The sequence below is a fragment of the Caulobacter sp. GW821-FHT10A10 genome (genome assembly GCF_059415745.1).
This window is the reverse complement of sequence record NZ_JBWKNV010000001.1, coordinates 413,198-437,359: the sequence shown is the minus strand read 5'-3', so window position 1 is coordinate 437,359 and position 24,162 is coordinate 413,198. Positions and strand designations below refer to the sequence as shown.

General features: G+C 69.1%; 18 protein-coding genes and 1 pseudogene. 9 read left to right on the top strand and 10 right to left on the bottom strand.

What is annotated here, in order from left to right:
• Position 1 precedes the first annotated feature (1 nt).
• Together msrQ and msrP are read right to left on the bottom strand one after the other, a co-directional pair.
• Complete coding sequence (gene msrQ, locus AC07NS_RS02100) at positions 2-760, bottom strand: protein-methionine-sulfoxide reductase heme-binding subunit MsrQ (RefSeq protein WP_494601101.1); 759 nt, start codon at positions 758-760, stop codon at positions 2-4.
• Complete coding sequence (gene msrP, locus AC07NS_RS02095) at positions 760-1,695, bottom strand: protein-methionine-sulfoxide reductase catalytic subunit MsrP (protein WP_494601099.1); 936 nt, start codon at positions 1,693-1,695, stop codon at positions 760-762. Before msrP ends, msrQ begins: the two co-directional genes overlap by 1 nt.
• 217 nt (positions 1,696-1,912) lie before the next feature.
• On the opposite strand from msrP, the gene AC07NS_RS02090 reads away from it, so the two are divergent.
• Positions 1,913-2,290 (top strand): hypothetical protein, encoded by a 378-nt coding sequence (locus AC07NS_RS02090; RefSeq protein WP_494601097.1) that lies wholly within the window; start codon positions 1,913-1,915, stop codon positions 2,288-2,290.
• A 146-nt stretch (positions 2,291-2,436) separates the two neighbouring features.
• On the opposite strand, the gene AC07NS_RS02085 is transcribed toward AC07NS_RS02090, so the two are convergent.
• The gene (locus tag AC07NS_RS02085; RefSeq protein WP_494601096.1) at positions 2,437-5,310 is read right to left on the bottom strand and encodes a bifunctional [glutamine synthetase] adenylyltransferase/[glutamine synthetase]-adenylyl-L-tyrosine phosphorylase; all 2,874 of its coding nucleotides are present in this window, start codon (positions 5,308-5,310) and stop codon (positions 2,437-2,439) included.
• 98 nt (positions 5,311-5,408) lie between these two features.
• Between AC07NS_RS02085 and AC07NS_RS02080 the strand changes: the two genes are divergently transcribed.
• The 4 genes and pseudogenes from AC07NS_RS02080 to AC07NS_RS02065 all read left to right on the top strand — a co-directional run.
• Entirely contained in the window at positions 5,409-5,777 is a 369-nt protein-coding gene (locus AC07NS_RS02080; RefSeq protein ID WP_494601094.1) for a BlaI/MecI/CopY family transcriptional regulator, read from the top strand.
• Complete coding sequence (locus AC07NS_RS02075) at positions 5,767-6,675, top strand: M56 family metallopeptidase (RefSeq protein WP_494601092.1); 909 nt, start codon at positions 5,767-5,769, stop codon at positions 6,673-6,675. Before AC07NS_RS02080 ends, AC07NS_RS02075 begins: the two co-directional genes overlap by 11 nt.
• 241 nt (positions 6,676-6,916) lie before the next feature.
• Positions 6,917-7,471, top strand: a complete 555-nt coding sequence (locus AC07NS_RS02070; protein WP_494601091.1) for a hypothetical protein — start codon at positions 6,917-6,919, stop codon at positions 7,469-7,471.
• 47 nt (positions 7,472-7,518) lie between these two features.
• Positions 7,519-7,624, top strand: a pseudogene (locus AC07NS_RS02065) (hypothetical protein); the annotation flags it as partial.
• A gap of 9 nt (positions 7,625-7,633) precedes the next feature.
• Here AC07NS_RS02065 and AC07NS_RS02060 read toward each other — a convergent pair.
• Positions 7,634-9,058, bottom strand: coding sequence for a helix-turn-helix domain-containing protein (locus AC07NS_RS02060; protein WP_494601089.1), 1,425 nt, complete (start codon positions 9,056-9,058; stop codon positions 7,634-7,636).
• 160 nt (positions 9,059-9,218) lie between these two features.
• On the opposite strand from AC07NS_RS02060, the gene AC07NS_RS02055 reads away from it, so the two are divergent.
• The 3 genes from AC07NS_RS02055 (at position 9,219) to aceB (ending at position 12,976) form a co-directional block, all read left to right on the top strand.
• Positions 9,219-10,832, top strand: a complete 1,614-nt coding sequence (locus AC07NS_RS02055; protein WP_494601087.1) for an isocitrate lyase — start codon at positions 9,219-9,221, stop codon at positions 10,830-10,832.
• Between the two features lie 54 nt (positions 10,833-10,886).
• Positions 10,887-11,117: a hypothetical protein gene (locus AC07NS_RS02050; protein ID WP_370443965.1), complete on the top strand. Its 231-nt coding sequence runs from the start codon at positions 10,887-10,889 to the stop codon at positions 11,115-11,117.
• 278 nt (positions 11,118-11,395) lie between these two features.
• Complete coding sequence (gene aceB, locus AC07NS_RS02045; RefSeq protein WP_494601085.1) at positions 11,396-12,976, top strand: malate synthase A; 1,581 nt, start codon at positions 11,396-11,398, stop codon at positions 12,974-12,976.
• 233 nt (positions 12,977-13,209) lie between these two features.
• Here aceB and AC07NS_RS02040 read toward each other — a convergent pair whose 3' ends face one another.
• The 3 genes from AC07NS_RS02040 to AC07NS_RS02030 form a co-directional block, all read right to left on the bottom strand.
• Positions 13,210-14,166, bottom strand: coding sequence for a polysaccharide deacetylase family protein (locus AC07NS_RS02040; protein ID WP_494601083.1), 957 nt, complete (start codon positions 14,164-14,166; stop codon positions 13,210-13,212).
• A gap of 122 nt (positions 14,167-14,288) precedes the next feature.
• On the bottom strand, positions 14,289-14,837 hold the full coding sequence (locus AC07NS_RS02035) for a hypothetical protein (protein ID WP_494601081.1): 549 nt from the start codon (positions 14,835-14,837) through the stop codon (positions 14,289-14,291).
• A 215-nt stretch (positions 14,838-15,052) separates the two neighbouring features.
• Entirely contained in the window at positions 15,053-15,796 is a 744-nt protein-coding gene (locus AC07NS_RS02030) for a FadR/GntR family transcriptional regulator (RefSeq protein ID WP_494601080.1), read from the bottom strand.
• Positions 15,797-15,934: 138 nt separating this feature from the next.
• On the opposite strand from AC07NS_RS02030, the gene manD reads away from it, so the two are divergent.
• Positions 15,935-17,143 carry a D-mannonate dehydratase ManD gene (gene manD, locus AC07NS_RS02025; protein WP_487288180.1) on the top strand — a complete coding sequence of 403 codons (1,209 nt, stop codon included), beginning with the start codon at positions 15,935-15,937 and terminating at the stop codon, positions 17,141-17,143.
• A 248-nt stretch (positions 17,144-17,391) separates the two neighbouring features.
• Here manD and AC07NS_RS02020 read toward each other — a convergent pair whose 3' ends face one another.
• The 3 genes from AC07NS_RS02020 to AC07NS_RS02010 form a co-directional block, all read right to left on the bottom strand.
• Positions 17,392-18,111, bottom strand: a complete 720-nt coding sequence (locus tag AC07NS_RS02020) for a FadR/GntR family transcriptional regulator (protein ID WP_487288007.1) — start codon at positions 18,109-18,111, stop codon at positions 17,392-17,394.
• On the bottom strand, positions 18,108-20,288 hold the full coding sequence (locus AC07NS_RS02015) for a galactocerebrosidase (RefSeq protein WP_494601078.1): 2,181 nt from the start codon (positions 20,286-20,288) through the stop codon (positions 18,108-18,110). Before AC07NS_RS02015 ends, AC07NS_RS02020 begins: the two co-directional genes overlap by 4 nt.
• Positions 20,289-20,393: 105 nt before the next feature.
• On the bottom strand, positions 20,394-24,038 hold the full coding sequence (locus tag AC07NS_RS02010) for a TonB-dependent receptor (protein WP_494601077.1): 3,645 nt from the start codon (positions 24,036-24,038) through the stop codon (positions 20,394-20,396).
• Between the last annotated feature and the right edge of the window lie 124 nt (positions 24,039-24,162).

The following is a 24,162-nucleotide window of genomic DNA, read 5'->3' as shown; positions in this document are numbered from 1 at the left end:
CTCAAGTCGCGAACCTGCGCCAAACCCGCCACCCCAGCAGCACCGCCAGGATCGCGCCGTAGACCAGCGGCGGCCGGTGGTCGGCCTTCACCAGCAGGTAGTAGTGGGCCACGCCCAGCGGCACGATCACATAGATCAGCCAGTGCAGCCGGCTCCAGGCCGCTCGGCCCATCCGCACCACCCAGCCGTTGGTCGAGGTCACCGCCAGCGGGACCAGCATCGCGAACGCCGCCATCCCCAGGGTGATGAAGGGTCGCTTGAGGATGTCCTTCACCAGCTGTCCGAAGTCGAAGAAGAGGTCGACGCCGATGTAGCTGAGGAGGTGCAGCGACACGTAGGCGAAGGCGAAGAGGCCGATCGTGCGGCGGAAGCGCACCAGGCGCGGCTTCCTCAGGATCACGGCGGCCGGCGTGATCGCCAGGCCGACCAGCAGCAGCCGCAGGCCCCAGACGCCCAGCTGCCGCACCAGGGTCTCGATCGGATTGACCCCCAGGTCGTCGGTGAAGGCGCGGAACGCCAGCCAGGCGATCGGCCCGGCGCAGGCCAGCCAGACGGCGGCGTAGACGAGGTTGTCGCGGGTCTTGGAGGGGCGCTTCTTCCTTGCTCCTCCCCCGCGTGCGGGGGAGGGGGACCCCGAAGGGGTGGAGGGGGCGACCGCCGCACTCCGTCCCTCGCCCCCTCCGTCACGCTGCGTATCCGCAGCGCGCCACCTCCCCCGTTTCTCGGGGGAGGAGCTGGCGGTGTCGACTTCGTCCGTCATCAGAAGTTCCGCTTCAAATCCATGCCGCGGTACATATCCGCCACCCACTCGCCATAACCGTTGAAGGCCAGGGTCTCCCGACGCCGGAACTCGCCGATCCGCCGCTCGCTGGCCTGCGACCAGCGGGGGTGGTCCACGGCCGGATTGACGTTGGAATAGAAGCCGTACTCGCGCGGGGCGGACAGGTTCCAGGCGGTCGGCGGCTGGCGTTCGACCAGGCTGATGCGGGTGATCGACTTGATGCTCTTGAAGCCGTACTTCCACGGCACGACCAGCCGTAGCGGCGCGCCGTTCTGGTTGGGCAGGGTCTCGCCATAGAGGCCGACGGCGATCAGGGCCAGCGGGTGGGTCGCCTCGTCGATGCGCAGGCCCTCGCGATAGGGCCATTGCAGCACGTCCCAGCGCTGGCCGGTCATTTCCGAGGGCCGCATCAGGGTCTCGAAGGCGACGAACTTGGCTTTCGAGGTGGGCTTCACCGCCGCGATCAGGTCCTTCAGCGGAAAGCCCACCCAGGGGATGACCATCGACCAGCCCTCGACGCAGCGCAGGCGATAGATGCGCTCCTCCAGCTTCTGGCCCTTGATCAGCTCGTCGATGTCGAAGGTGCGGGGGGCCTCGCAGGCGCCGTCGACGCGGACGGTCCAGGGGCGGGTCTTCAGCTTGCCGGCGTTTTCGGCCGGGTCCGACTTGTCGACGCCGAATTCGTAGAAGTTGTTGTAGCTGGTGACGTCGTCCCTCGGTGTCGGCTTTTCCTGGGTCGAGAAGCCCTTGGTGAAGGCCAGCGGCGCGGCGGTTGCCGCTCCGCCCAATCCCGGAAGGCTCAGGCCCGCCAGCCCAAGCCCCGCGGCGCCGGCGATGAACTCCCGCCGTCGCAGATAGAGGCCCCGGTCGGTGACGTCGTTCTCGGTCAGGTCGGGGCGGTGGCGGATCAGCATCGCGGGGGTCTCCGGGCTTGGCCTGGAAGATACGTATGGGACGAGGCCAAGGTTTACGAGGCCGCGCGCCTTTTTCACGACCGTTTCGCGCGAAGGTCGCCGTGGTGCGGCTTAAAATGGTTATCATTGTGAATGCGCGCACAGATTGTGTTTCTCGCGGCGCGTATCGATGCGCCCGTCGCCCAGCGAGGCGATCAACAACCAGAGGAGACACGTGATGGGTTTCTATGGTCCCGAACCTTTCGACACCGCCGAGGCCACCTACGTCTGGACCGGCCTGCGCACGCCGGGCTTCTTCAACGTCAAGGTCCAGGGCGCGGCGCCGAACTTCACCAGCGGCATCCAGCTGGTCCGCGAGCCTGACTTCGTCGGCGGCCTGGCCATCAAGGTCATGGGGTGGACCGGCCCGGTCGCCCCGGGCACGACGCCCTACGCCGTGCAGAACTCGTTCAACGGCTTCTACGTGCCCAAGATCGTGATCATCGGGTCCAACAAGACCCTGCTGATCGACGTGAAGGAGATCCCCTTCACCACCGACGAGGCCTATGTCGCGCTGCTCAAGGGCGAGCAGAAGCAGCCCGAGCCGGCGTACTGATCCTTCTCCTCCCCCGTGAAACGGGGGAGGGGGACCGCGAAGCGGTGGAGGGGGCGAGACTGGGCTCATTGCCAGCCGTCGCCCCCTCCGTCACGGCGCTGATAGCGCCGCGCCACCTCCCCCGTTTCTCGGGGGAGGAGCTTGTCTCAGCGCACCACCGCCTCGAACGCCGCCCGGGCCTCGGCCTTGGCCTTCAGCAGCTTGGCTTTCAGCGAGCGGAACTGGGTCACGTGTCCAGCCCGGGCCAGCAGCGCTCGGAAGGCCTTGGGCTCGCTTTCCGGGTCGTCGCCGTTCTCCAGCGCCACCTTGATCAGTTGCGACAGGTCCTGCTCCAGCCGCCAGGCCGACAGGGCCGCGTTGAGCGAGGCCTTGTCGGCGAGGCCCGCGGCGATCAGGGCCGACAGGGCCTCGCCGGTGTTCTGGGCCAGAGGGCCGCCGTCTGGTCCGTGAGCCAGTTGCAGGAACTGGGCGATGAACTCGATATCGACCAGGCCGCCGGGTTCGAGCTTGAGATCCCACGGCCCCTTGCCCGGCCGCTCGCGCTCCATCAGGTCGCGCATGTCGAGCACGTCGGCGGCGGTTTTCGCCACGTCGCGCGGGCGGCGCAGGGCGGCCTCGATCGCGCCTTCGGCCCGCGCCTTGAACGCCGGCGAGCTGGCCCAGATCACTCGGGCGCGGGTCAGGGCCAAGAGCTCCCAGGTCTCGGACTCGCGCTCGTAATAGTCCTCGAAGGCGGTGAAGCTGACGGCGACCGGACCCTTGCTGCCCGAGGGGCGCAGCTTCAGGTCCACCTCATAGAGCGTGCCTTCGGCGGTGGGGGCCGACAGGGCCGAGGTCAGGCGCTGGGTGAAGCGGGCGTAGAAGACGTCGGCGCTCCAGCCCTTGATCTCCGACATGCTGGCCGGCTCGTCGGCGGCGTAGAGCGTCATCAGGTCGAGGTCGGACTTGGCGGTCATCTCGCGCGAGCCGGCCTTGCCCAGGGCGACCACGGCCACCTGGCCCGGGAAGGCGCCGCCCAGCCGCTCGACCTCGGCCAGGGCGGCCGGCGCCAGGCCGCCGACGATCAGGTCGCCCAGGTCGGCGAAGGCGCGGCCCACGTCGCGGGCGTCGGCCGTGCCGCTCATCACCCGCACCCCGATCCGGAACGACTGGTCGCGGAACAGGCGCCGGGCCGCGTCCATCGACGGCTCGAACTCGGCCGGATCCCACGGGATGTCGGCGGGAACCTCCATCGGGCCGAAGAAGGCCGGGTCGAGCAGGGCGTCCAGCGCGGTCGGCCGGCGGGCCAGGGTGGTGGCCAGGCGCGGCGCGAAGGCCATGACCTGCACCACCAGTTCGAACAGGCGCGGCTGGGCCAGGAACAGCGACTGGATCTGCACCCCCGAACTCAGCGAGGCGAAGAAGTCGGCGAAGCGGTTGAAGGCCGCGTCCGGCGCCCCCGTGGCGTTGGCCGCGTCCAGCAGGCGGGGGGCCAGGCGCGTGAAGAGCTCGCGGCCCCGCTCGGTGCGGGTGGCGGCGATATGGCCGTGGTGCCAGCCACGGATGGTGGCGGCCACCCGATCGGGGGCCGAGAAGCCCATGCGCTTGAGGGTGGCCAGGGTCTCCGGATCGTCCTCGACGCCGGTGAAGACCAGGCTGCCGAAGCGCGACGACAGCTCCTCCTCGCCCTTGAACAGGGCGCCGTAGCGCTGGTTGACGCCCTTCAGCATCTTGCCGACGGCGGCGTCGAAGCTGCGCAGATTGCCGTGGTTCCAGAGGGCGGCGACCTTCTTCCGATCGGCGTCGGATTCCGGCAGCTTGTGGGTCTGGTCGTCGGCGATCATCTGGGCCCGGTGCTCCAGGGCCCGCAGGTCGTGATAGGCGGCGGTCAGATAGGCGCAGTCTTCCGGCGTCACGTGGCCGGCGTCGCGCAGGGCGGAGAGCGCGTCCAGCGTGCGCGGGCTGCGTAGGTCCGGATGGCGGCCCCCCAGGATCAGCTGCTGGGTCTGGACGAAGAACTCGATCTCGCGGATGCCGCCGCGGCCCAGCTTCAGGTCCGCGCCCTTGGCCTCCAGCCGCTCGTCCACCTTGTAGGCGTGGATCTGGCGCTTGATCGAGTGGATGTCGGCGATGGCGGCGAAGTCGAGGTTGCGCCGCCAGATGAAGGGCTGCAGCTCGGCCAGGAAGGCCTCGCCGCGCGCGATGTCGCCGGCCGCGATGCGGGCCTTGATGTGGGCCGCTCGCTCCCAGTTCTGGCCGACGCTCTCGTAGTAATCGAGGGCCGCGTCGATCGGCATGGCCGGCGGGGTCGAGCTGGGATCGGGGCGCAGGCGCAGGTCGATGCGGAAGACGTAGCCGTCGGCGGTGCGCTCGGCCAGCATCCGGCCCAGGTGCTGGGTCAGGCGCACGGCGACCCCTTGAGGCTCGGTCCCCTCGCTCACCGGCAGGGCCTCGGGCGCGTAGAAGATCGAAAAGTCGATGTCGCTGGAATAGTTCAGCTCATAGGCGCCGTGCTTGCCCATGGCGATGCAGAACAGGCCTGGGATCGGACCGTCCTCGCCGTCTCCGACATGGGTGAGGGCGCCGCGCGCCACCTCGACCCGGGCGGCCTGGGCCAGGGCCGCGTGCAGGCTGGCGTCGGCGAAGCGGGTGAGGGCGCCGGTCACCGCGTCGAGGTCCCAGACGCCGCCCAGGTCGGCGAGGGCGGTCAGCAGGTGCAGGTCGGCCTTCAGTTCACGGAGGGTCTTGCGGGCGGTCTCGAAGTTCGGCTCGGCGGCGACGGCCTTGGCGGCGGCCAGGATGTCCGACAGCCGGGCCTGCGGATCGCTCTCCAGGATCGTCGGCAGGCGCGCGCCGTCGCGACGGGCGAGGCCCGCGAGATAAGGGCTGGCGGCGAACACCGGGGCCAGGGCCGGCCAGGCGGCGTCGATCGTGGCCAGCTTTTCGCCGGCGCGGCGGGCGATCCCCTCGTGGGCGCGCTCGGCGGCCTTGGGATCGACGATCGGGCCGCAGGGGGCGAGGCGTTCCAGGAGGCGAGTCATGGCGGCCACTCTTACCCGGCCCGTCCTGAGCGCCAAGCATCGCTTGACGATGTCATTTACGGGCGTAATCATTCGAGTCAGCAGCGCAGCAGGCCGACATGAGCATCACCCAAGCCGAAAGCCACGTCATGGAGGCGCTCTGGACGAAGAGCCCCCTGACCGTCGAGGAGATCCTCGAAGCCGTCGCCGCCCCGCAGGGCTGGGGCGAGGCCACGGTCAAGACGCTGATCAACCGCCTGCTCAAGCGCAAGGCCATCGAGTCGCGCCGCATCGACGGCCGCGTGCGCTACGTGCCGATCGTCAGCCGGGCCGAATATCTGCAAAGCGAGAGCCAGGGCCTGCTCGACCGATTGTTCGACGGCCGGCTGACGCCCCTGGTGGCGCATTTCGCCAAGCATCGCTCGCTGTCGCCCGACGAGGTCAAGCAGCTGAAACAGCTGATCGCGGAGCTGGACGATGCTGGTTGATCTGCTGGCCCTGACCCTGCTGCGCGTCCAGTTCGCCGCCGCCGCAGGCGTGCTGCTGGTCCTGGCGCTGCGGGTTCCCGTGCGCCGCCTGGTCGGCCCCGAGGCGGTCTACAAGCTGTGGCGCCTGGCCCCGGTCGCGGCCCTGGTCAGCATCTTCCCCAGCCTGTCGGAGGCCCTGAAGGCAGGCGCGGCGGCCCAGCCGCCCGAGCGCCTGCTGGCCGTGGCCATGCTGACGGTGTGGGTCGTCGGGGTCATCGGTCTGGCCGCCCTGATCGCTCTGGCCGAGCGGGTCTTCCGCGCCCGCGCCCGCGCCGGGCTGGAGGGGCCGGCCGTCATGGGCGTGTTCTGTCCGCGCCTGGTCATCCCGCACGACTTCGCCCAGCGCTTCGACGCGGTCGAGCGCGAACTCGTTCTGGCCCACGAGCGGGCGCACATGCGGCGCGGCGATCCGCGCGGCAACCTGATCATCACCGCCTGCCAGGTGCTGGGCTGGCTGAACCCCTTCGTCCATCTGGGCGCGGCCATCGCCCGCCTGGACCAGGAGATCGCCTGCGACGCCGACGTCGTGGCCCTGACGCCCAAGGCCCGCAAGCGCTACGCCGAGACCCTGATGAAGGCCCATGCCTGTACGGCCGCCTCGCCGCTGGCCTGCGCCTTCGGCCGCCACCCGCTGGTCGCCCGCGTGCGGGTGCTGGCCGGGCCCGGCCCGGTCGCCGCCGAGGGGCTGACGGTCACCATCGCCGCCCTGACGGCGGTGACCATCCTGGCGGTCTGGACCCTGACCCCGCGCGGCCTGGACGTGCCGCCCTTCCGCGTGCCCGGCGGCGAGGCCCGCGTCTTCGTCGACGGCGTCACCCCGCCGCCGCTGCATCGCAACGTCGAGGCGGTGGCGCAGTAGGGCGTCACGGCGTCTGACCTCCAGCGTCATCCCGGAAAGCCCGCAGGGCTTATCCGGGACCCAGGGGACTGGGCTCCGCGCTTGGATTCGCCGCTTTCTTCGCTAGCCCACGCCGTGCGGCGGCCCCTGGGTCCCGGCTCTGCGCGCTTCTCGCTCCGGCCGGGATGACGATAAAAATGCAGGGTTGTGCGATTTAAAACTACATGTGTAATCTTCTCGTGGCTCCACGAGGAAATCGCACGTGTCGTTCGTCCTGCCCGTCCCCGACGCCAATGCGGGCCGCAAGCGCGCCGTCCTGACCTGGCGGATCCTTGGCGCCGTCCTGGCCGTGACGCTGCTGGCCGCCCTGGCCTACGCCGTCTTCGACTTCGTCCGTTTCGAGCGGGCCATGGGGCCGCTGCCGCCGGCCCGGGGACCGGCCCTGCTGCTGGCCAAGCAGCAGGCGGCCCAGCGCTGGTCGGTGATCCATCCCGCCCTGGTGGCGCGGCTGAAGCAGTCACGGCCGCTGGAGCTGGGCGGGGTGTGGATGATGCGCGGCGGCCGGGTCTGCGGCGTGGTCAACGGCAAGACCAGCTTTGGCGGCTTCACGGGCATGACGCGGTTCTACACCGACGGGGATACGCCGGTGTTCGCCTATGACGACCGCGGGGCGTTCCGCGAGCACTGGCACCAGTGCGATCGCGACCGCTGGGCGGTGATCCGCCAGGGCTCGGACGAGACCGGCCTCTGCGCCACGAAGTTCGGCGCGACGCGGTGCTACACGGTGCGGCGAGAGGCGAGGACGATGCCGCGGTGAGGGGGGCGAGCGTCTAATGCTCCCTCTCCCATAGGGAGAGGGCTGGGGTGAGGGGTTACGGTGTTTGACGGAGTGCCGGCACGCCGTCAAACACCGTAACCCCTCACCCTCCCACGCTTCGCGCGGGCCCCTCCCTCTCCCTCTGGGAGAGGGGCTTTTAGGTCACCGCGCGAACGGGAACGGCGTCACCGACTTGCTCGCCTCTTCCACCAGCAGGGTCCGGTTGATCGGGGCCGCCGCGCGCTGCGGGCAGGCGGGGCGTTCGCAGATGCGGCAGGAGGGGCCGATCTCGACGGTGACGGGCGAGGCGATGTCGAGGCCCCGGGCGTAGACCAGCTTGGACGCGTATTTCAGTTCGCAGCCCAGGCCGATGACCAGCTCGTCCTCCAGCCCCGCCTGCAGGCCCGACACCCGCCGCACGGTGCGCGACAGGGTGAAGTAGCGCTCACCGTCGGGGGTCTCGATCACCTGGGTGACGATGCGGCCGGGGGTCTTGAAGCTGTCGTGCACGTTCCAGCGCGGGCAGGCGCCGCCGAAGCGCGAGAACGGGAAGGGGCCGGCGGCGAAGCGCTTGGAGATGTTCCCCGCCGCATCCAGCCGCATCATGAAGAACGGCACGCCCCGGGCGCCGGGGCGGCTGAGCGTGGTCAGCCGTTGCGCGGCCTGTTCGTAGCTGACGCCGAACCGCGAGCGGGCCCGCTCGATGTCGTAGCCGGTGGCCTCCATGGCCGCCTGGAACGGCTCGTAGGGCATCATGATCGCGGCGGCGAGGTAGTTGTCGAGGAACACCTTCAGCAGTTGGCGCGTGGCGCGATCGGGGGCGGCGAAGCGGTCGGCCAGGCGGGTGAGGGCGTCCGGCGTCTCCATCAGGCCCAGCTGGTAGCACATGGCGAAGATGCGGCTGGCCGGGGCCAGGGTCTCGGAGATCATCAGCCGCTTGCGGTGGTGGTCGTAGCGGCGCAGCGAGCCGGACATCACCTCGACCGGCATGACCCGTACCTGGATGCCGAACCGCTCCAGCAGGCGTTCGCGCACGGCGGGGCCCAGGTCCTGCGGGTCGGCGTCGAGGGCGGCGACGATGGCCTCGGCCGCCGTCTCCAGTTCGGCGAAGTGGTTGCGCTGCGAGCCGACCAGGTCGCGCACCCAGTCGGTGGGCGAGGACGAGACGGCGGGCGTTCCGTCCGGCCGCTCGAAGGCGCCCAGGTCGATCATCCGGCCGCGGTCGAGATAGGCGCGGTAGAGGCGGGCCACGGCCTCGGCCAGGCCCGGCGACAGCTCGGCCACCTCGGCGGCCTCGTGGCGGCCGATGCCGAGGTCGGCGAACATCTTGTCGGCCAGAACCTCTTCCAGACCCGCGCCGCCGCCGGGATCGTCGGCCGACAGGGTGCGCAGGTCCAGATCGTAGGCTTCGGCCAGCCGCAGCAGCATCTGGGCCGTGACCGGCCGCTGGTTGCGTTCCAGCAGGTTCAGGTAGCTGGGCGAGACGCCCAGTTCCTCGGCCATGCGGGCCTGGGTGACGCCGATGTCGCGCCGCAGCCGCTTGAGCCGGCCGCCCAGGAAAAGCTTCTTGTCCGTCGTCGTGACCATGGATGTCACGTTGTCATGGATTTACAAATTACACAAAGTCAATTCGTGACAAATCGTCTTCAATAGGTTCGACCGTATCAGCCCGGCCGCGTTAGCTCCCCAAGACGAAATCAACGCCCGCCTCCCAATCAGCGGGCCCCGATGGGGAAGTACGACGACCATGCGCAAGACCTACGCCGAGCACCGCCAGGACCTCCTCGCCCGCTACCCGCAGGGCCTGACGCCGGGCGGCGTCGCCATCGACGACATCATCCAGCTGAAGCTGCAGAACACCTATTCGACCCACCTGGACATCGCCCGCGACATGGCGACCGTCATGCGCGCCGACATGGCCGCCTACGACGCCGACAGCAGCCAGTTCACCCAGTCGCTGGGCTGCTGGTCGGGCTTCCACGCCCAGCAGATGATCAAGTCGGTCAAGCGCCTGCGCGGCACCACCAAGGGCGCCTATGTCTATCTGTCGGGCTGGATGGTCGCGGGCCTTCGCAACCGCTTCGGCCACCTGCCGGACCAGTCGATGCACGAGAAGACCTCGGTCGTCGATCTGATCGAGGAGATCTACGTCTCGCTGCGTCAGGCCGACGAAGTGGCGATCAACGACCTCTTCAAGGCCCTGACCGCCGCCCGCAAGGCCGGCGACCAGGTCGCCGAACAGGCCGCGATCAAGGCCATCGACGGCTTCGAGACCCACGTCGTTCCGATCATCGCCGACATCGACGCCGGCTTCGGCAACGAGAACGCCACCTACCTGCTGGCCAAGGAGATGATCAAGGCCGGCGCCTGCTGCCTGCAGATCGAAAACCAGGTCAGCGACGCCAAGCAGTGCGGCCACCAGGACGGCAAGGTCACCGTGCCGCGCGAGGACTTCATCGAGAAGCTGCGCGCCTGCCGCCTGGCCTTCGAGGAACTGGGCGTCGACGAGGGCGTCATCGTCGCCCGCACCGACAGCCTGGGCGCTGGCCTGACCCAGAAGATCCCGGTCAGCCAGGAGCCGGGCGACCTGGCTTCGGACTACATCAAGTGGCTGAAGACCGAGGCGATCACGCCGGAAAACCCGATCCAGCCCGGCGAGCTGGCCCTCTATCGCGACGGCGAGTTCCAGAAGCCGGTGCGCATGCCCAACGGCCTGTTCGCCTTCCAGGACGGCACCGGCCGGGCGCGCGTCATCGAGGACTGCATCGCGTCTCTGACCCAGGGCGGCGCCGACCTGCTGTGGATCGAGACCGACACCCCCAATGTCGACGAGATCGCCTCGATGGTGGCCGAGGTCCGCAAGGCCGTGCCGAACGCCAAGCTGACCTACAACAACTCGCCGTCGTTCAACTGGACGCTCAATCTGCGCAAGCAGGTGCGCGACCAGTGGATCGCCGAGGGCAAGATCCATGCGGACAGCTATCCGGAAGGCGCGGCCCTGATGTCGGCCGACCTGGACGACACCGACCTTGGTCGCGAGACCGACGAGCGCCTGGCGCGCTTCCAGGTCGACATCGCCGCCCGGGCCGGGGTGTTCCACAACCTGATCACCCTGCCGACCTTCCACCTGACCGCCAAGAGCATGGACGAGCTGTCGCGCGGCTACTTCGGCGAGGGCCGCATGCGGGCCTACGTCAACACCGTGCAGCGCGAGGAAATCCGCCGCGGCGTGTCGGCCGTGAAGCACCAGCACGAGGTCGGTTCCGACCTCGGCGACAGCTTCAAGGAAATGGTCGCCGGCGAGCGCGCCCTGAAGGCCGGCGGCCACGCCAACACCATGAACCAGTTCGCCGCCGAATAGCGGCGAGCTTCAACCCCTCCCGTCCCCCCAAAGCCCGAACTGAGGAGAAACGTCATGACCAACGTCACGCAATTCGCTCCCGCCGCCATGCCGGATTCGACGGCCCAGGACCGCGCCGTGGACCGTCTCGCCGAGGCCTCGCACCGCCTCAACGAAGCTGTCCGCCGCGCCATCGAGGCCGGCTACTCGGTCGAACTGGTGCGCACCTCGCGCCACCACGACGGCTCGGGCAACTGGGGCGACCAGATCGTCCCCACCATCCGGGCCACTGAAAAGAGCGCGTAAGACGCTCGATGCGTAGCGGGGAAGGAGGCGCCTGCTTCCTCCCTTCATCCGCTCGCTCAAATCGTCATCCCGGAAAGCGCGCAGCGCTTATCCGGGACCCAGGGGCCGGCGCATCGTCGTCGAGGCTTCTTCGCGGTGGCCGACGCAATGCGGTCGCCCCTGGGTCCCGGCTCTTTCGCCCGCCTTCGCGGCGGGCGACCGGGATGACGAGCATTGGGTGCGCCCCGCGCATCCGATAGATTTTCCAAAGTCCGCGTCACCACACCACGGAACACGCCATGCCCCTCGACATCGCCGCCAACGTCCAGATCCTCGGTCCGATCGAGGGTCGCGCGGTAGAGATCCTCACCCCCGAGGCCGTGGCCTTCGTGGCCGACCTGCACCGTCGCTTCGACGCCCGCCGCCGCGCCCTGCTGGCCGCGCGCGAGGCCCGGCAAGTCCGGTTCGACGCCGGCGAGCTGCCCGATTTCCTGGCCGAGACCTCGCACGTCCGCGCCGCCGACTGGACCGTCGCGCCGATCCCGGCCGACCTCCAGGACCGCCGCGTCGAGATCACCGGTCCGGTCGACCGCAAGATGATCATCAACGCCCTCAACTGCGGGGCCAAGGTGTTCATGGCCGACTTCGAAGACGCCACGGCCCCCACCTGGGCCAATGTCGTCGAGGGTCAGGTCAACCTGAAGGACCGCTGGAACGGCGTCTTGGACCACGTCGATCCGAAGTCCGGAAAGGCTTACGCGCTGGGAACCAACCCGGCCGTCCTGAAGGTCCGGCCGCGCGGCTGGCACCTTCCCGAACGCCACCTCGAAGTCGACGGCGCGCCTGTCGCCGGCGCGCTGTTCGACTTCGGCCTCTATGTCTTCCACAACGCCCACGCCGCCATCGAAAAGGGCTCGGGCCCGTACTTCTACCTGCCCAAGCTCGAGAGCCATCTTGAGGCCCGGCTGTGGAACGAGGTGTTCGTCCGCGCCCAGGAGGCGCTGGGCCTGCCCGTCGGAACCTTCAAGGCCACGGTGCTGATCGAGACGATCCCGGCCGCCTTCGAGATGGACGAGATCCTGTTCGAGCTGAAGGACCACATCGTCGGCCTCAACTGCGGCCGCTGGGACTACATCTTCTCGTTCATCAAGCGCCTGGGCCGCACCCCCGCCTTCCTGACGCCGGACCGCTCGGCGATGGTGATGGGCAAGGCCTTCCTGGGCGCCTATTCGCTGAAGCTGATCCAGACCTGCCATCGTCGCGGCGCCTTCGCCATGGGCGGCATGGCCGCCCAGATTCCGGTCAAGGGCGACGAGGCCGCCAACCAGGCCGCCTTCGCCAAGGTCAAGGCCGACAAGGAGCGCGAGGCCGGGGCTGGTCACGACGGCACGTGGGTCGCCCACCCCGATCTGGTGCCGGTGGCCATGGAGGTCTTCGACCGCCTGATGCCGGCTCCCAACCAGCTCGACAAGACGCTGGAGGGCCTGGAGATCACCCAAGCCCAGATGCTGGAGCTGCACGACGGCGCCCGCACCGAGACCGGCGTGCGCGAGGCCATCCGCGTCGGCGTCCGCTACACCCAGGCCTGGCTGGAAGGCCGGGGCGCGGTGCCGCTCTACAACCTGATGGAGGACGCGGCGACCGCCGAGATCTGCCGCACGCAACTGTGGCAGTGGGTGCGTCTGGCCGCCGAGCTCGACGACGGCCGCGTGCTGACCTCGGAGCTGTTCATCAGCCTGTTCACTCAGGAGATGGGCGACCTGCGCCGCGAGCACGGCTCGCCCAAGCTGGAAGAAGCCGCACACCTCTTCACGCGCATGGTGCTGGAGGACGGGCTGGAGGAGTTCCTGACCCTGCCGGCGTACGAGCTGATCGCTTAAGCGCCCAACTCTTCGACCGATAACTTTCAGCCCGTCATCCCGGAAAGCGCGTAGCGCTTATCCGGGACCCAGGGGCGGCCGCACCGTCGTCGAGGCTTCTTCGCGGTGGCCGGCGCGCTGCGGCGCCCCCTGGGTCCCGGCTCTCCGCTACGCTGCGGCCGGGATGACGTGTTGGAGAGCGGAGCGGCAGGCCGGGCCGGGTCTGTCGCTTCGCCATCCGCCTCAGGAAGACCTCACCGACACAGCCCCTTCGGATCCACCGGCTTGCTCAGCGGCGGCGGCAGGGCCGACAGGTCGACGCCGGTGTTGCGGGCCGTGCGTTCCATGATGCCGTCGCCGCCGAGCCACTGCTCGGCTTGCACATAGGCTGGGTCCTTCTGGGCTTCTTCCAGAGTCACGTAGTGGCCGCCGGCCGCGTCGAGGCGGTCGAGCACCTGGGGCAGCATCCGCGCCGACCAGCCGCCGACATGGGTCAGCAGCACCTGAGGGATCACCCGGCCGTAGACCTTCAGCGAGACCGCCCGCATCCGCACCAGGGCGTCGTCGACGCCCTTGAGGTACTGATCCTCCATCAGCTTGATCGCGGCCGCATCGCCCTTGGCGGCGCAGCGGGCGTAGGCGTCGGTATAGGCCCAGTCGTCGAACGAGACGCTGACGTGGGCGATCTTGTAGCCGTGGGCCTTAAGCCAGGCGGCCGCGCCGTCGTGGCGTTCGCGGGTCGCGCCTGTCGAAAGATTGGGAAACCTCAGATACCGCCAATCCTGGCGCCGCATCCGCGAGGCCACGGCCGGTTCGCCGGCTTCGAGGTCGGCGATCCAGGCCTCGAGGCTGGCGGCCTTGTCGATGTTGAGGTGGGTGGCGGTGTGGTTGCCCAGCGGATGGCCGGCGGCGCGCCAGGCGTCGAGCGCGGCGTTGCTGTCGGGATCGTCGGCGTTGGCGCTGTTGACGAAGCCGAAGGCCTCGACCACGCCGTGGGCCTTGAACAGGGCCATGTGCTCCTGGGTGATCGACAGCCGCGTCATGCCCGGCGGCAGGGCGCCGTGGTCGGGCAGGTCGTCGACCGTGACGGCGATGTCGAAACGTTCAGGAAGCGGCTTTGGTGGGGCGGCGAGGACAGGGCCGGCGGCCAGGGCCAGCAGCAAAGGCAAGGCGGTGGCGGCGCGCGCGATCTGGCGGTGGCTGGGCGTCATGAAGCTTCCCCCGGACTGTCCTGGGCTCCGTCCCTATCAGGTCGAAAGCGGCCTTGGCCAGGGCGTTGGGGTGTTTCGCGGACAATTGGTATGGCCAATTGTCCGCGGGTTGCAGCCATCCGTCAGGCGGTGCGGTGAAGCCTATGCATGTCGTCGCGCCGCAGGCCGCCGATCGCGGCGGCGACGCTGGCGGCGAAGGCGCTGGTCAGGGCGCCGATCCCCAGGAACAGCGAGATTTGGGCCGCGATCTGGCCGGCCCGCATCACCTCGGCCGGGGCCAGGGTGTCGGGCGGGCTCACCGCGGGCGAGGCGGTCAGGGCGCCCAGCAGCAGCAGGGCCACGACGCTGGTCGCCCAGGCCAGCAGGCCGTGGGCGGTGTCGCGGAAATGCACCTCGTGGTCATGGACGTGCAGCCACTTGGTGCGCAGCCGCCCGGCCAGGTAGCCGCCCAGCATGCTGGCTACGACCTGGCAGGCGACGAAGACCGCGCCGACCAGAGGTGTGAAGTCGGCCGCGGTCAGCCCTGTCGGCCAGCGCGGGGCCATCTTCAAGCCAAGGCCGGCGCCCAGCGACACCAGCACGAACAGCAGGGCCACGGTCGCCGCGGCGCCGGCCAGGACGGCGTCCCAGCTGACGGCGGACTGGTGCTCTTCGGGGACGAGGTCCGACATCCGATCTGCTCCCGCCGGTTCAGAAGTGATGGGTGCAGAAGGCGAGCAGCAGGATGATCGGCAGGGGCACGCCGAGGAGCATCAGAAGGATCGATCGCATGGCCGGGTCATCCCTGCGCGAGGTGGGGGCGGAGGCCTCTTTCGAGGCGGCGCCTGTTGCTCGCTGAACGGCCCCGGTCGGCCAATCGTTCCGGCCCCGTCGCGCGGGGCGCGCCTCAGGTGTAGCGGTCGCGTGTGGCGGCGATGCGGGCCTTGGCCTCTTCCAGCTCCTGCACCTCGGTCGCCGCCAGCAACGAGTTGAGCACGCGGGTGAGGTGGCGGCGCATGGCGTCGCGGGCGTCTTCCGAGGAGCGGGCGCGCAGGGCGGTGACGATGGCCGTGTGTTCGTCGATGCGCGGGATCACCCCGGCGGCGTGGGCCTTCTGGCCCATCAGCTTGGTCTGGGGGGAGCGGGCGCGGGCCTCCCACAGCATCTCGACGGCGGCGACCATGGCGCTGTTCTGGGTCTCGGTCGCGATCAGCATGTGGAAGCGGCGGTCGGCGTCCTCGGCGCGGTCGACGTCGCGGGCGTTCTCGGCCTGCATCTCGCCGACTAGGCGGTCGAGCTCGTCCAAGGCCTCGTCGGTGATGCGCTTGGCGGCCATGGCGCAGGCCTCGGCCTCAATGGCGCGGCGGGCCTCGAGCAGCTCGAACGGGCCGATGTCGGTGTCGCCGGCCTGGCCCTGGGCCGGGGCCTGGGCCTTGACGTAGACGCCCGAGCCCAGCCGCACCTCGACCAGTCCGTCCAGCTCCAGCGCGATGATGGCTTCGCGGATGGTCGGGCGGGAGACCGAATAGGTCTGGGCCAGGTCGCGCTCGGACGGCAGGCGCTGGCCCACGACGTAGCGGCCCTCGGCGATCTGGCCGGCCAGATCGCGGGCGACGCGCTCGTAAAGACGGCTTTCGGCCTTGGTGGACATAAGCGACCTTATAAATTGGTCAGGCCAATATGGACAGGCCGAACCGCTGGGACTATTGAACTCCCAATGGAAGACCACGGGAATCTCGACGTGCATACTAGTCAAACCGAGCCGTTCAAGGCAGCCGGCCTGCCGCCGCTGCGAATTACGGCGGCGCGGGTGATCGTCACCTCGCCTGGCCGCAACTTCGTCACCCTGAAGATCGAGACCGACCAGGGGGTCTACGGCATCGGCGACGCCACCCTGAACGGGCGCGAGAAGGCGGTGGTTTCCTATCTGGAAGACCATGTGATCCCAGTGCTGATCGGCCGCGACGCGCGCCGCATCGAGGACATCTGGCAGTATCTCTATCGCGGGGCCTATTGGCGTCGCGGCCCCGTGACCATGCGGGCCATCGCCGCCGTCGACGTGGCCCTGTGGGACATCAAGGCCAAGGCGCTGGGCGCGCCGCTGTACGATCTGCTGGGCGGGCGTTCGCGCGACGGCGTGCTGGTCTACGGCCACGCCAACGGCTCGGACCTGGAAGACACCGTCGAGGCCGTCGGCCGCTATATCGACGCCGGCTACAAGGCCGTGCGCGCCCAGTCGGGCGTGCCGGGGCTGGATCTCGCCTACGGCGTGGGCCGCGGCGACATGTACTACGAGCCGGCCGACGCCACCCTGCCGACCGAGACCACCTGGGACACCCGCAAGTACCTGCGCTATCTGCCGACCCTGTTCGAGGCGCTGCGCAAGGAGCACGGCTTCGACGTCGCCCTGCTGCACGACGGTCACCACCGGATGACCCCGCGCGAGGCGGCCCAGCTGGGCAAGAGCCTGGAGCCCTACGACCTCTTCTGGCTGGAGGACTCGACCCCGGCCGAGAACCAGGAAGCCTTCCGCCTGATCCGCCAGCACACCACCACGCCGCTGGCCGTGGGCGAGGTGTTCAACACGATCTGGGACGCCAAGGACCTGATCCAGGAACAGCTGATCGACTATATCCGCACCACCATCGTCGGGGCCGGCGGCCTGACCCACCTGCGCCGCATCGCCGACTTCGCCTCGCTGTGGCAGGTGCGCACCGGCTGCCACGGCGCCACCGACCTGTCGCCGGTGACCATGGGGACCGCGCTGCACTTCGATACCTGGGTGCCGAACTTCGGCATCCAGGAATACATGCGCCACTCGCCCGAGACCGACGCGGTGTTCCCGCACGACTACCGGTTCGACAAGGGCCTGCTCTACGTCGGCGACACCCCTGGCCACGGCGTCGACATCGACGAGGCCCTGGCGGCCAAGTACCCGTACGAGCCGCGCCAGCTGCCGGTGGCGCGTCTGGAAGACGGGACGATGTGGAACTGGTGAGGCGGGGCTGACGCGCTTCACCCAAAACGCCCGTCATTCCCGCCCTTGTGGCGGGAAGCCCTGGTTCCGCGCGTACGTGAGGCGCAAGCGGCGTGCTTGGCACGCCGCCCCATCCGCCCTTGCGGTTGACAGAGGGGTTCCCGCCACAAGGGCGGGAATGACGGGAGTTCAGGAACGGCCAGCGGTGAAACCTCTCACCCTCCCACCGCTTCGCGGCGGGCCCCGCCCTCTCTCTCAGAGAGAGGGTTTCAGGTCGGCCGCCGCCTCTGCATCCGCGTGAGGTCCAGCGGCTCCAGGATCCGCAGCAGCAGGTCGCGCATGGCGGCCTCGGCGTCGGCGGGGCGGCGGGCGAGGATGGCGTCGGCGATGCGGGCGTGGGCGGGCAGGTGCTGGTCGGCCTGCTGCTCGATCCCCGGCCGCTGGGCGCCGAAGCGTAGCGCCGCCTCGATGACGTCGCGCATGTGGCGGTGGAAGCGGTTGCCGCTGGCCTCGAGCACGGCCACGTGGAAGGCGATGTCGGCCGTCAGCGGATCCTCGTCGCCCTGCTCGGCGGCGGCCATGCGGGCCAGGGCCTGCTCGATCCCGGCCCGGCGGCGGGCGTCGGCCTCGCGCGCGGCCAGGGCGGCGGCCATGGGCTCGACGCTGAGCCGCAGCTGGGTGAACTCGATCAGCAGGTCCAGCGAGAACTTCCGTGTACGGATCCACGACAGGATGTCCGGATCCAGCAGGTTCCAGTCGTCCTCGGCGTTGACCGTCGTGCCGCGCCGCGCGCGGCTGGCCACCAGGCCCTTGGCGATCAGCATCTTCACCGCCTCGCGCACCACGGTGCGGGAGGTCTGGTAGCGATCGCAGATCTCGGTCTCGGTCGGGAAGGCCCGTACGGCGAAGGCGCCGGTGACGATCAGCTGGCCCAGGTCGTTGGCCAGGGTCTGGCTGAGGGTTCCCGCCGTGGTCAGCGAACGCGTCACGAGCGGGCTCCGTAGATGGGCGTTTGGCGGGGCGAGGGCGAGGGCGGGGACGGCCGCGGCGTCGGCGCGCCCACCCCCTTGACGGTCAGGTCGTCGAACCACGGCGTGGACAGGCGGGTCTTGTCGGCGCCGGCCAGCAGGCCCGCCATGCCGGCAGGATAGAGCGTGTCCTCGGCGGTCAGCACCGGGGCGTCGTTGACCAGGCCGGTGATGCGCGGACCCTGGAACCGCAGGGCCAGCCGCAGCCAGCGGCCAGGTCCGGCGCCGGCCAGGACGGTGTCGCCCAGCACCAGTTCGCCGCCTTCCCCTTCGAACTTGCCGGCCTTGATCAGGGCCTGCTGCTCGGCGTCGCCCACGGCCTTCTTCGGATCCTTCTTGCCGCGGATGGCGACCAGGCGGCAGCGGCCGTCGTGGGCCAGCTCCAGAAAATAGCCCTTGGGAACGAAGCCGTAGCCGGTGCCGACATGGTTGATCCGGCCCATCACGGCGGCCGTGTCGCCGGGGTTCAGCCAGACGGCGGCCGAGACCTCGTAGTCGGTCCAGTCGGCGTCGCCGAGGATGCTGTAGGGCCGCCAGTCCGGGGCCCAGGAGATGGTCGGGATCGGCACGACCTGGCGCAGGCATCGGCCGGCCTTGCCGTCCGGCCGATCGGCCAGCTCGAAGGCGCCGGCGATGTCGGCGGTGTAGCGCGGCAGCCAGCCGTGGGCGGCCGGACGCGCGTAGGTCGCGAAGGTCTCGCGATAGGGGAACGGGAAGCGGGCCGGCGGCGGCACGGTCTCGAACGATCCTTTGCGCTGGCCGCGCGTGGTCGACAGCGAATAGATGGCGTTCGGCGCCAGGGTGATCGAGACCGCCCCGTCCTCGACGGCGAGGTCGCCCTGGCGGACGAACTGCTCGTCCGCGTCGCTGCGCCAGACGCATAGGGGCTTGATGGAAAGCCCGCCGCCGACGGCGATCCGCAGCGTCTGCGGGCCTTCCGCGTCCTTGGTCTCGACGATCAAGCTCCAGTCTTCGCCCGGCGACTTCAGCGTCACGTAGGAGCCGCCGCCGGGCAGCATGCCGCTGCCGCCGGCGAGATAGGTCCAGCCGACCTGGCTGAACTGGCCGTAGTGGGCGTAGCCCCACAGGGCCTCGCGCACCTTGTAATGGCCGCTCCACGGCTGGTGGGCGAGGACGGCGGCGGGGTCTTCCGGATAGGGCTCGATCGGATAGACGCCGGCGATGTCGTACCAGTTGACCACCTTGGTCGCGCCGCTGAGGACGAAGTTGTGGTTGAAGGCGCGGACGATGCCGATCGTGCAGTCGAAGCCCTTCAGATAGACGTGGTCCTCGGTGTTCCAGATCGGCTTGCCCATCGCTTTGGCCATGGCCTGCACCTCGGGCGAGGCGTGGCCGTTGGCGTAGAAGACGTGGGCCCCGATGACGTCGATGGCGGCCGCCAGCTCAGGATCGGCCCGCATGTCGGCGACGAAGTCGAGCTTGTCCTTGGGCCAGTTGTCGAAGGCGTGCAGCTTGACCTTGGCGAACCTGCGCTGGTTCAGCGCCTGGCGGAAGGCCTTCACGAACGGATAGTCCGCGCCCTTCTCGTTGCGGCAGCCGATGGCGTCCATCTCCAGGCCGTGGACCGAGCGCAGGCCCTCCAGCCACTTGATGTAGTAGTCGATGGTGTCGGCCGACCAGAACTGGCCGCCGCCCAGCCAGCCGGGCGCGCTCCAGGCCGCGCCGTCGAGGCTCAGGTCGGGGTTGCGCTTCCTGGCCTCGCGCAGGATCCACCACGTGTAGCCGCGCTCGTAGCTGAGGTCGCCGCGCGTGTGCATGTGGCTGGGCATCGAGCCTTGGGTGGAATTGCCGTCGCCGGGAATCTCGACCAGCAGGGCGCTGACCGAGGCGCCGAATTTCGGCTTGTAGAGCAGGTCGAGGATCTGGCCGCGCTGGGGCTCGGGATAGTCCTTCAGCAGCACCGAGGTGGCGCCGCCGCCATTGACCACGCCGATCCCGTCGAAGCGCGGGCCGCCGGCGTCGCCGCGCAGGGTGACGGTGTGAGCGGCTGGCGCGGCGAAGGCGCGGCCGATGAAGGCGTGGCAGAGGAGCGAGGTCGCGCCCAGCAGGTGCAGGCGGCGCGAGAGGTCCGGTCGGCCGGACGGCGGGCGCGGCCCGCGGAATTTCCAGATCGCCATCGGTGAGCCCTGTCGGTCGCGGACCGGCGGGGGCCGGTCGCAGGTACAAGCAAAGGGGGCCCGGAGGGCTCCGCCCCGGCGCGGACGCCGGGGCGGAAGGCAGGCTTAGTTGCGGTAGGTGAAGCCCACCGCGACGCGGGCGCCGCCGTAGGACACCGACCACGGGTTGGGCTTGCCGTCGAAGCCGCGGCTGTCCGAACCGACCGACAGGCGGGCGGCGTTCAGCATGTTGCGGGCTTCGGCGTAGATCTCGAAGTTGCGGTTCAGGCGACGCGAGATCTTGGCGTCGAGGTACTCGTACTTCTCCGAGTAGAAGGGCTCGCTCGGATTGTACGGGAAGCCGACGAAGTTACCGATGTTGGTGTTCGGCGGGTTGCGCACCGGCGAGGCGCTGGTGTTGCCGCACGGCGAGATGCAGCTCAGCACCCGGTCGCGGGTCTGGTAGGCGATGCGGGCCTTGGTGACGCCGTCGTCGTACCAGAACACCAGGTTGGCGAAGTACTTGGACTGGCCGATCGGGTCGAGCGCCTCGCCGGTCAGCGGGTCCATGTAGGTGACCGAGTTGTTCGACTTGGTGGTCGAGACGTTGAAGTCCATCCCGGTCTTGCTGAACTTCCAGGGCAGGAAGGTGAAGGCGGTCTTGGCCACGAACTCCCAGCCCGACTGCACGTAGCCCGGACCGTTCTGGTAGGTGGTCATGGCGAAGTCGACGTCGGACAGCTGGCGGTCGGTGCCGGGCACCACCGTGTCGCTGCCGTCGAAGATCGAGCGGTTGTTCTTCAGCGGCACGGCGATAGCGCCGCCGACCCGGACCTTCTGGCGGTAGTAGGCGAGGCTGAACGAGGTGTCCTTGTTGGGATACCACTCGATCGAGGTGTTGTTCTTGGTCGCCTGATAGGGCTTCAGGTCCGCGTTGCCGAAGGTGCCGCAGCTCATGTCCTGCGCCGAGCCGTCGGTCTCGAGCGTGTCGAGGCGGCGTTCGTCATAGGTGCACGAGCCGCCCGGCCAGAGGTACTTCATGGCCGGCGGGGCGACGGTCTTGGCCCAGTTGTAGCGCAGCGCGACCTTGTCCGGGATGGTCCAGAGGACGGCGTTGTACGACGGCAGCCAGCCCGTGTAGGACTTGTTGAGGGTCACCTGCTTGGTGATCGCGCCGGTGCTGATCCCGAGGGGGTTGGTCGGGTCGGCCGGGTTGAAGCTGCTGTTCTTCAGCGTGTAGTTCAGCGTGACGTAGCCCGAGCCGGCCACCTCGGTCTTGAACATCCGGCTGCCCAGGTTGCCCTTCAGTTCCATGCCGAACGGCAGGTCGTACGCCAGGTCGGCCATCCAGTACCACGAGCTCATGGTCTCTTCGGTGGCGTTGAACGGCTGGTCGTAGACCTTGCCGTCGCTGGCCGTGCACGACTTGATGCAGCCCAGGTTGTAGTTGGCGGCGCTGGCCAGCTGCGAATAGGCCTTCGGCACGTCGATGCTGTCCCACAGCTCCAGGCCCGAAGTGCCCTCGTAGCCCTTCATGAAGGGGCCCGAGTTCTCTTCCAGCGAGTTCTGGTAGATCGAGATCAGCTGGGCCTGGGTCAGGGTCTCGATGCCGTACAGGAAGTTCAGGCCCGTGGTCGGGTTCGGGGCGTAGCCGTAGACGCAGGCGTTGGCCGCGGTGGTGGTCGGCAGGTTCTGACAGGCCCGCACGTCGCTGCGCAGGGTCAGGGTCGGCACGAAGACGCCGGTGGTGGGCGAGTAGCCGCCGTTGCCCCAGGATTCGGCCGTGGCGTTGCGGTACAGGGCGCCCACCTTGAAGCGGGTGAACACCGGCATGTCGGGCAGGTAGGTCAGGTCGAACTTGACCTGGTCCTCGGCGCTTTCAACGAGGCGCGGCGTGAACGACAGGCGATAGGCGTTGCTGTACGACGGCATGCCAACCGCCGTGGGGTTCAGCATCTGCACGAAGTTCGTCATGTTGGTCTCGTCGTACGAGGCCGGCGTGTCGATCGTCCAGATGCCGTTCTCCAGCACGCGCATCGTCGCGTTGCCGTAGTTGTAGGAGCGCGTCAGGCGAATGTCCTGGCGGCTGTACTTGCTGTCGTTGTGGCCGTAGGTCAGGTCGGCGGTGATCGGGCCGTGTTCGTACTTGGCGCCGCCCGACCAGTACTTGGTGTGCCAGTCCTGCTGGTTGTTGATGTGGTCGATATTGACCCCGGCGTTGGTGATGTCGAACTGGGTCAGGTGGTGGTTGCCGTCGACCTGGATCGAGCCCGGCACGATGTTGGCCGCCACGCCGTACAGCGGGAAGGCGTTGTTGGTGACAGCCGTGCCCGGCGTGGTGTCGATGGTGAAGGCGCTGGTCGGCAGGCCCGGCATGTAGATGTAGTAGCCGCCGCCGTTGATGGCGCTCAGCACGTTGGGCGTGCCGGCCGGATAGAAGGTGTTGGTGGTCAGCGAGGTGGCCGTCTGGCCGGTGGACGCCGTGTACAGGGTGGCGATGCCGCCGCGGGTGCGCTGGCGGTTCTCTTCCAGCTGGTCACGGTTGGAGACCTGGTACTTGGCGAAGATCGTCAGGTCGTCGTTGACGCGGTAGTCCAGGCGGATGTCCCACGACAGGCGCTCTTCGTACTGCGACCAGTTCTGGTCGCGCACCAGGTTGGGCGTGTAGTCGTTCCACTGGTTGAGGCAGCTGATCTGCGAGTTGATCTGGGCCTGCTGGGCCGCCAGGCGGTTGGCGCCGTTGCTGCCGGCGACGATCGTGTTCAGCTGGGCGTCGTTCAGCAGCGGGAAGGCGGCCAGACACTCGGCCTTGGTCTTGGCCGCGGCCGACTTGGTCAGCACGTCGGTCGGGGTCGGGGCGTTCCAGAAGCCGCCGCCGGTCAGGGCCCACGAGCCGATCGGGTCGGTGGCGCCGGTGCCGTTGGCGGTGGCCGGGTTGTAGGTGAAGGTCTTGTCCGGCGAGTTGTCGAAGTCGGCGAAGCGCGTGTAGCCCTGGGCGTTGTTCGAGCCGCCGTTGTTCAGCGAGTGGCTGTCGTTCAGGCGCTTGCTGTAGCTGATGTTGGCGATGACGCCGAGGCGGTCGTCGAGGAACTTGCGCGAGGCGACGACGCCGATTTCCGGCGAGGCCTTCTGCGACAGGGTGTTGCCGGCGGCCGCGCCGCGCACCGAGATGTAGGGCTTCTTGAAGTCCAGGCCCGTGCGGGTCTGGATCTGGATCGTGGCGCCCAGGCCGCCCGGGGTCATGTCGGCCGTCTGGCCCTTGATGACGTCCAGGCTCTTGATCATTTCGGCGGGGAATTCGCGCAGGTCGGCGCTGCGGCCGTCGCCGCCGCCCACGGCCAGGTTGGCGCCCGAGGCGGCCACGCCCATGCCGTCCAGTTCCACGCGGGTCAGGTCGGCGCCGTTGCCGCGGACCACAACGCCGTCGCCTTCGCCCCAGCCGTTACGCTCGATGGCGACGCCGGCGATGCGCGACATGGCTTCGTTGACGTTGCTGTCGGGGAAGGAGCCGACGTCGTCGGCGACGATGGAGTCCTGGGCGGTGACGCTGCGCTTCTTGCGCGAGATCGACGACTGCTGCGAGGCGCGGGCGCCGACGACGATGGTCTCGACCTGCGTGGGCTCTTCCCGCTGCGCGGCGGCCGGGGCTCCGGCCGAAGAAGCGGTCTTGATGACTTCCTGCGCTCCGGCGATCTGCGGCGCGATAGCCGCGCTCAAGGCAATGACGGACACAGCAGCGGCCATCTGGCCGCGCGCGCTTAGGCGCTCCATTAGATTTCCTCCCGATGTATTTTATTTGGTCGAGGGCCCCTCAGCCCCCGCCGGACCTTGCAAGTCCGTTCATGCCCCCTGCGGTCACGCCTGCACGCGACCGGGCCGGCCTAGGGCGGTCCCG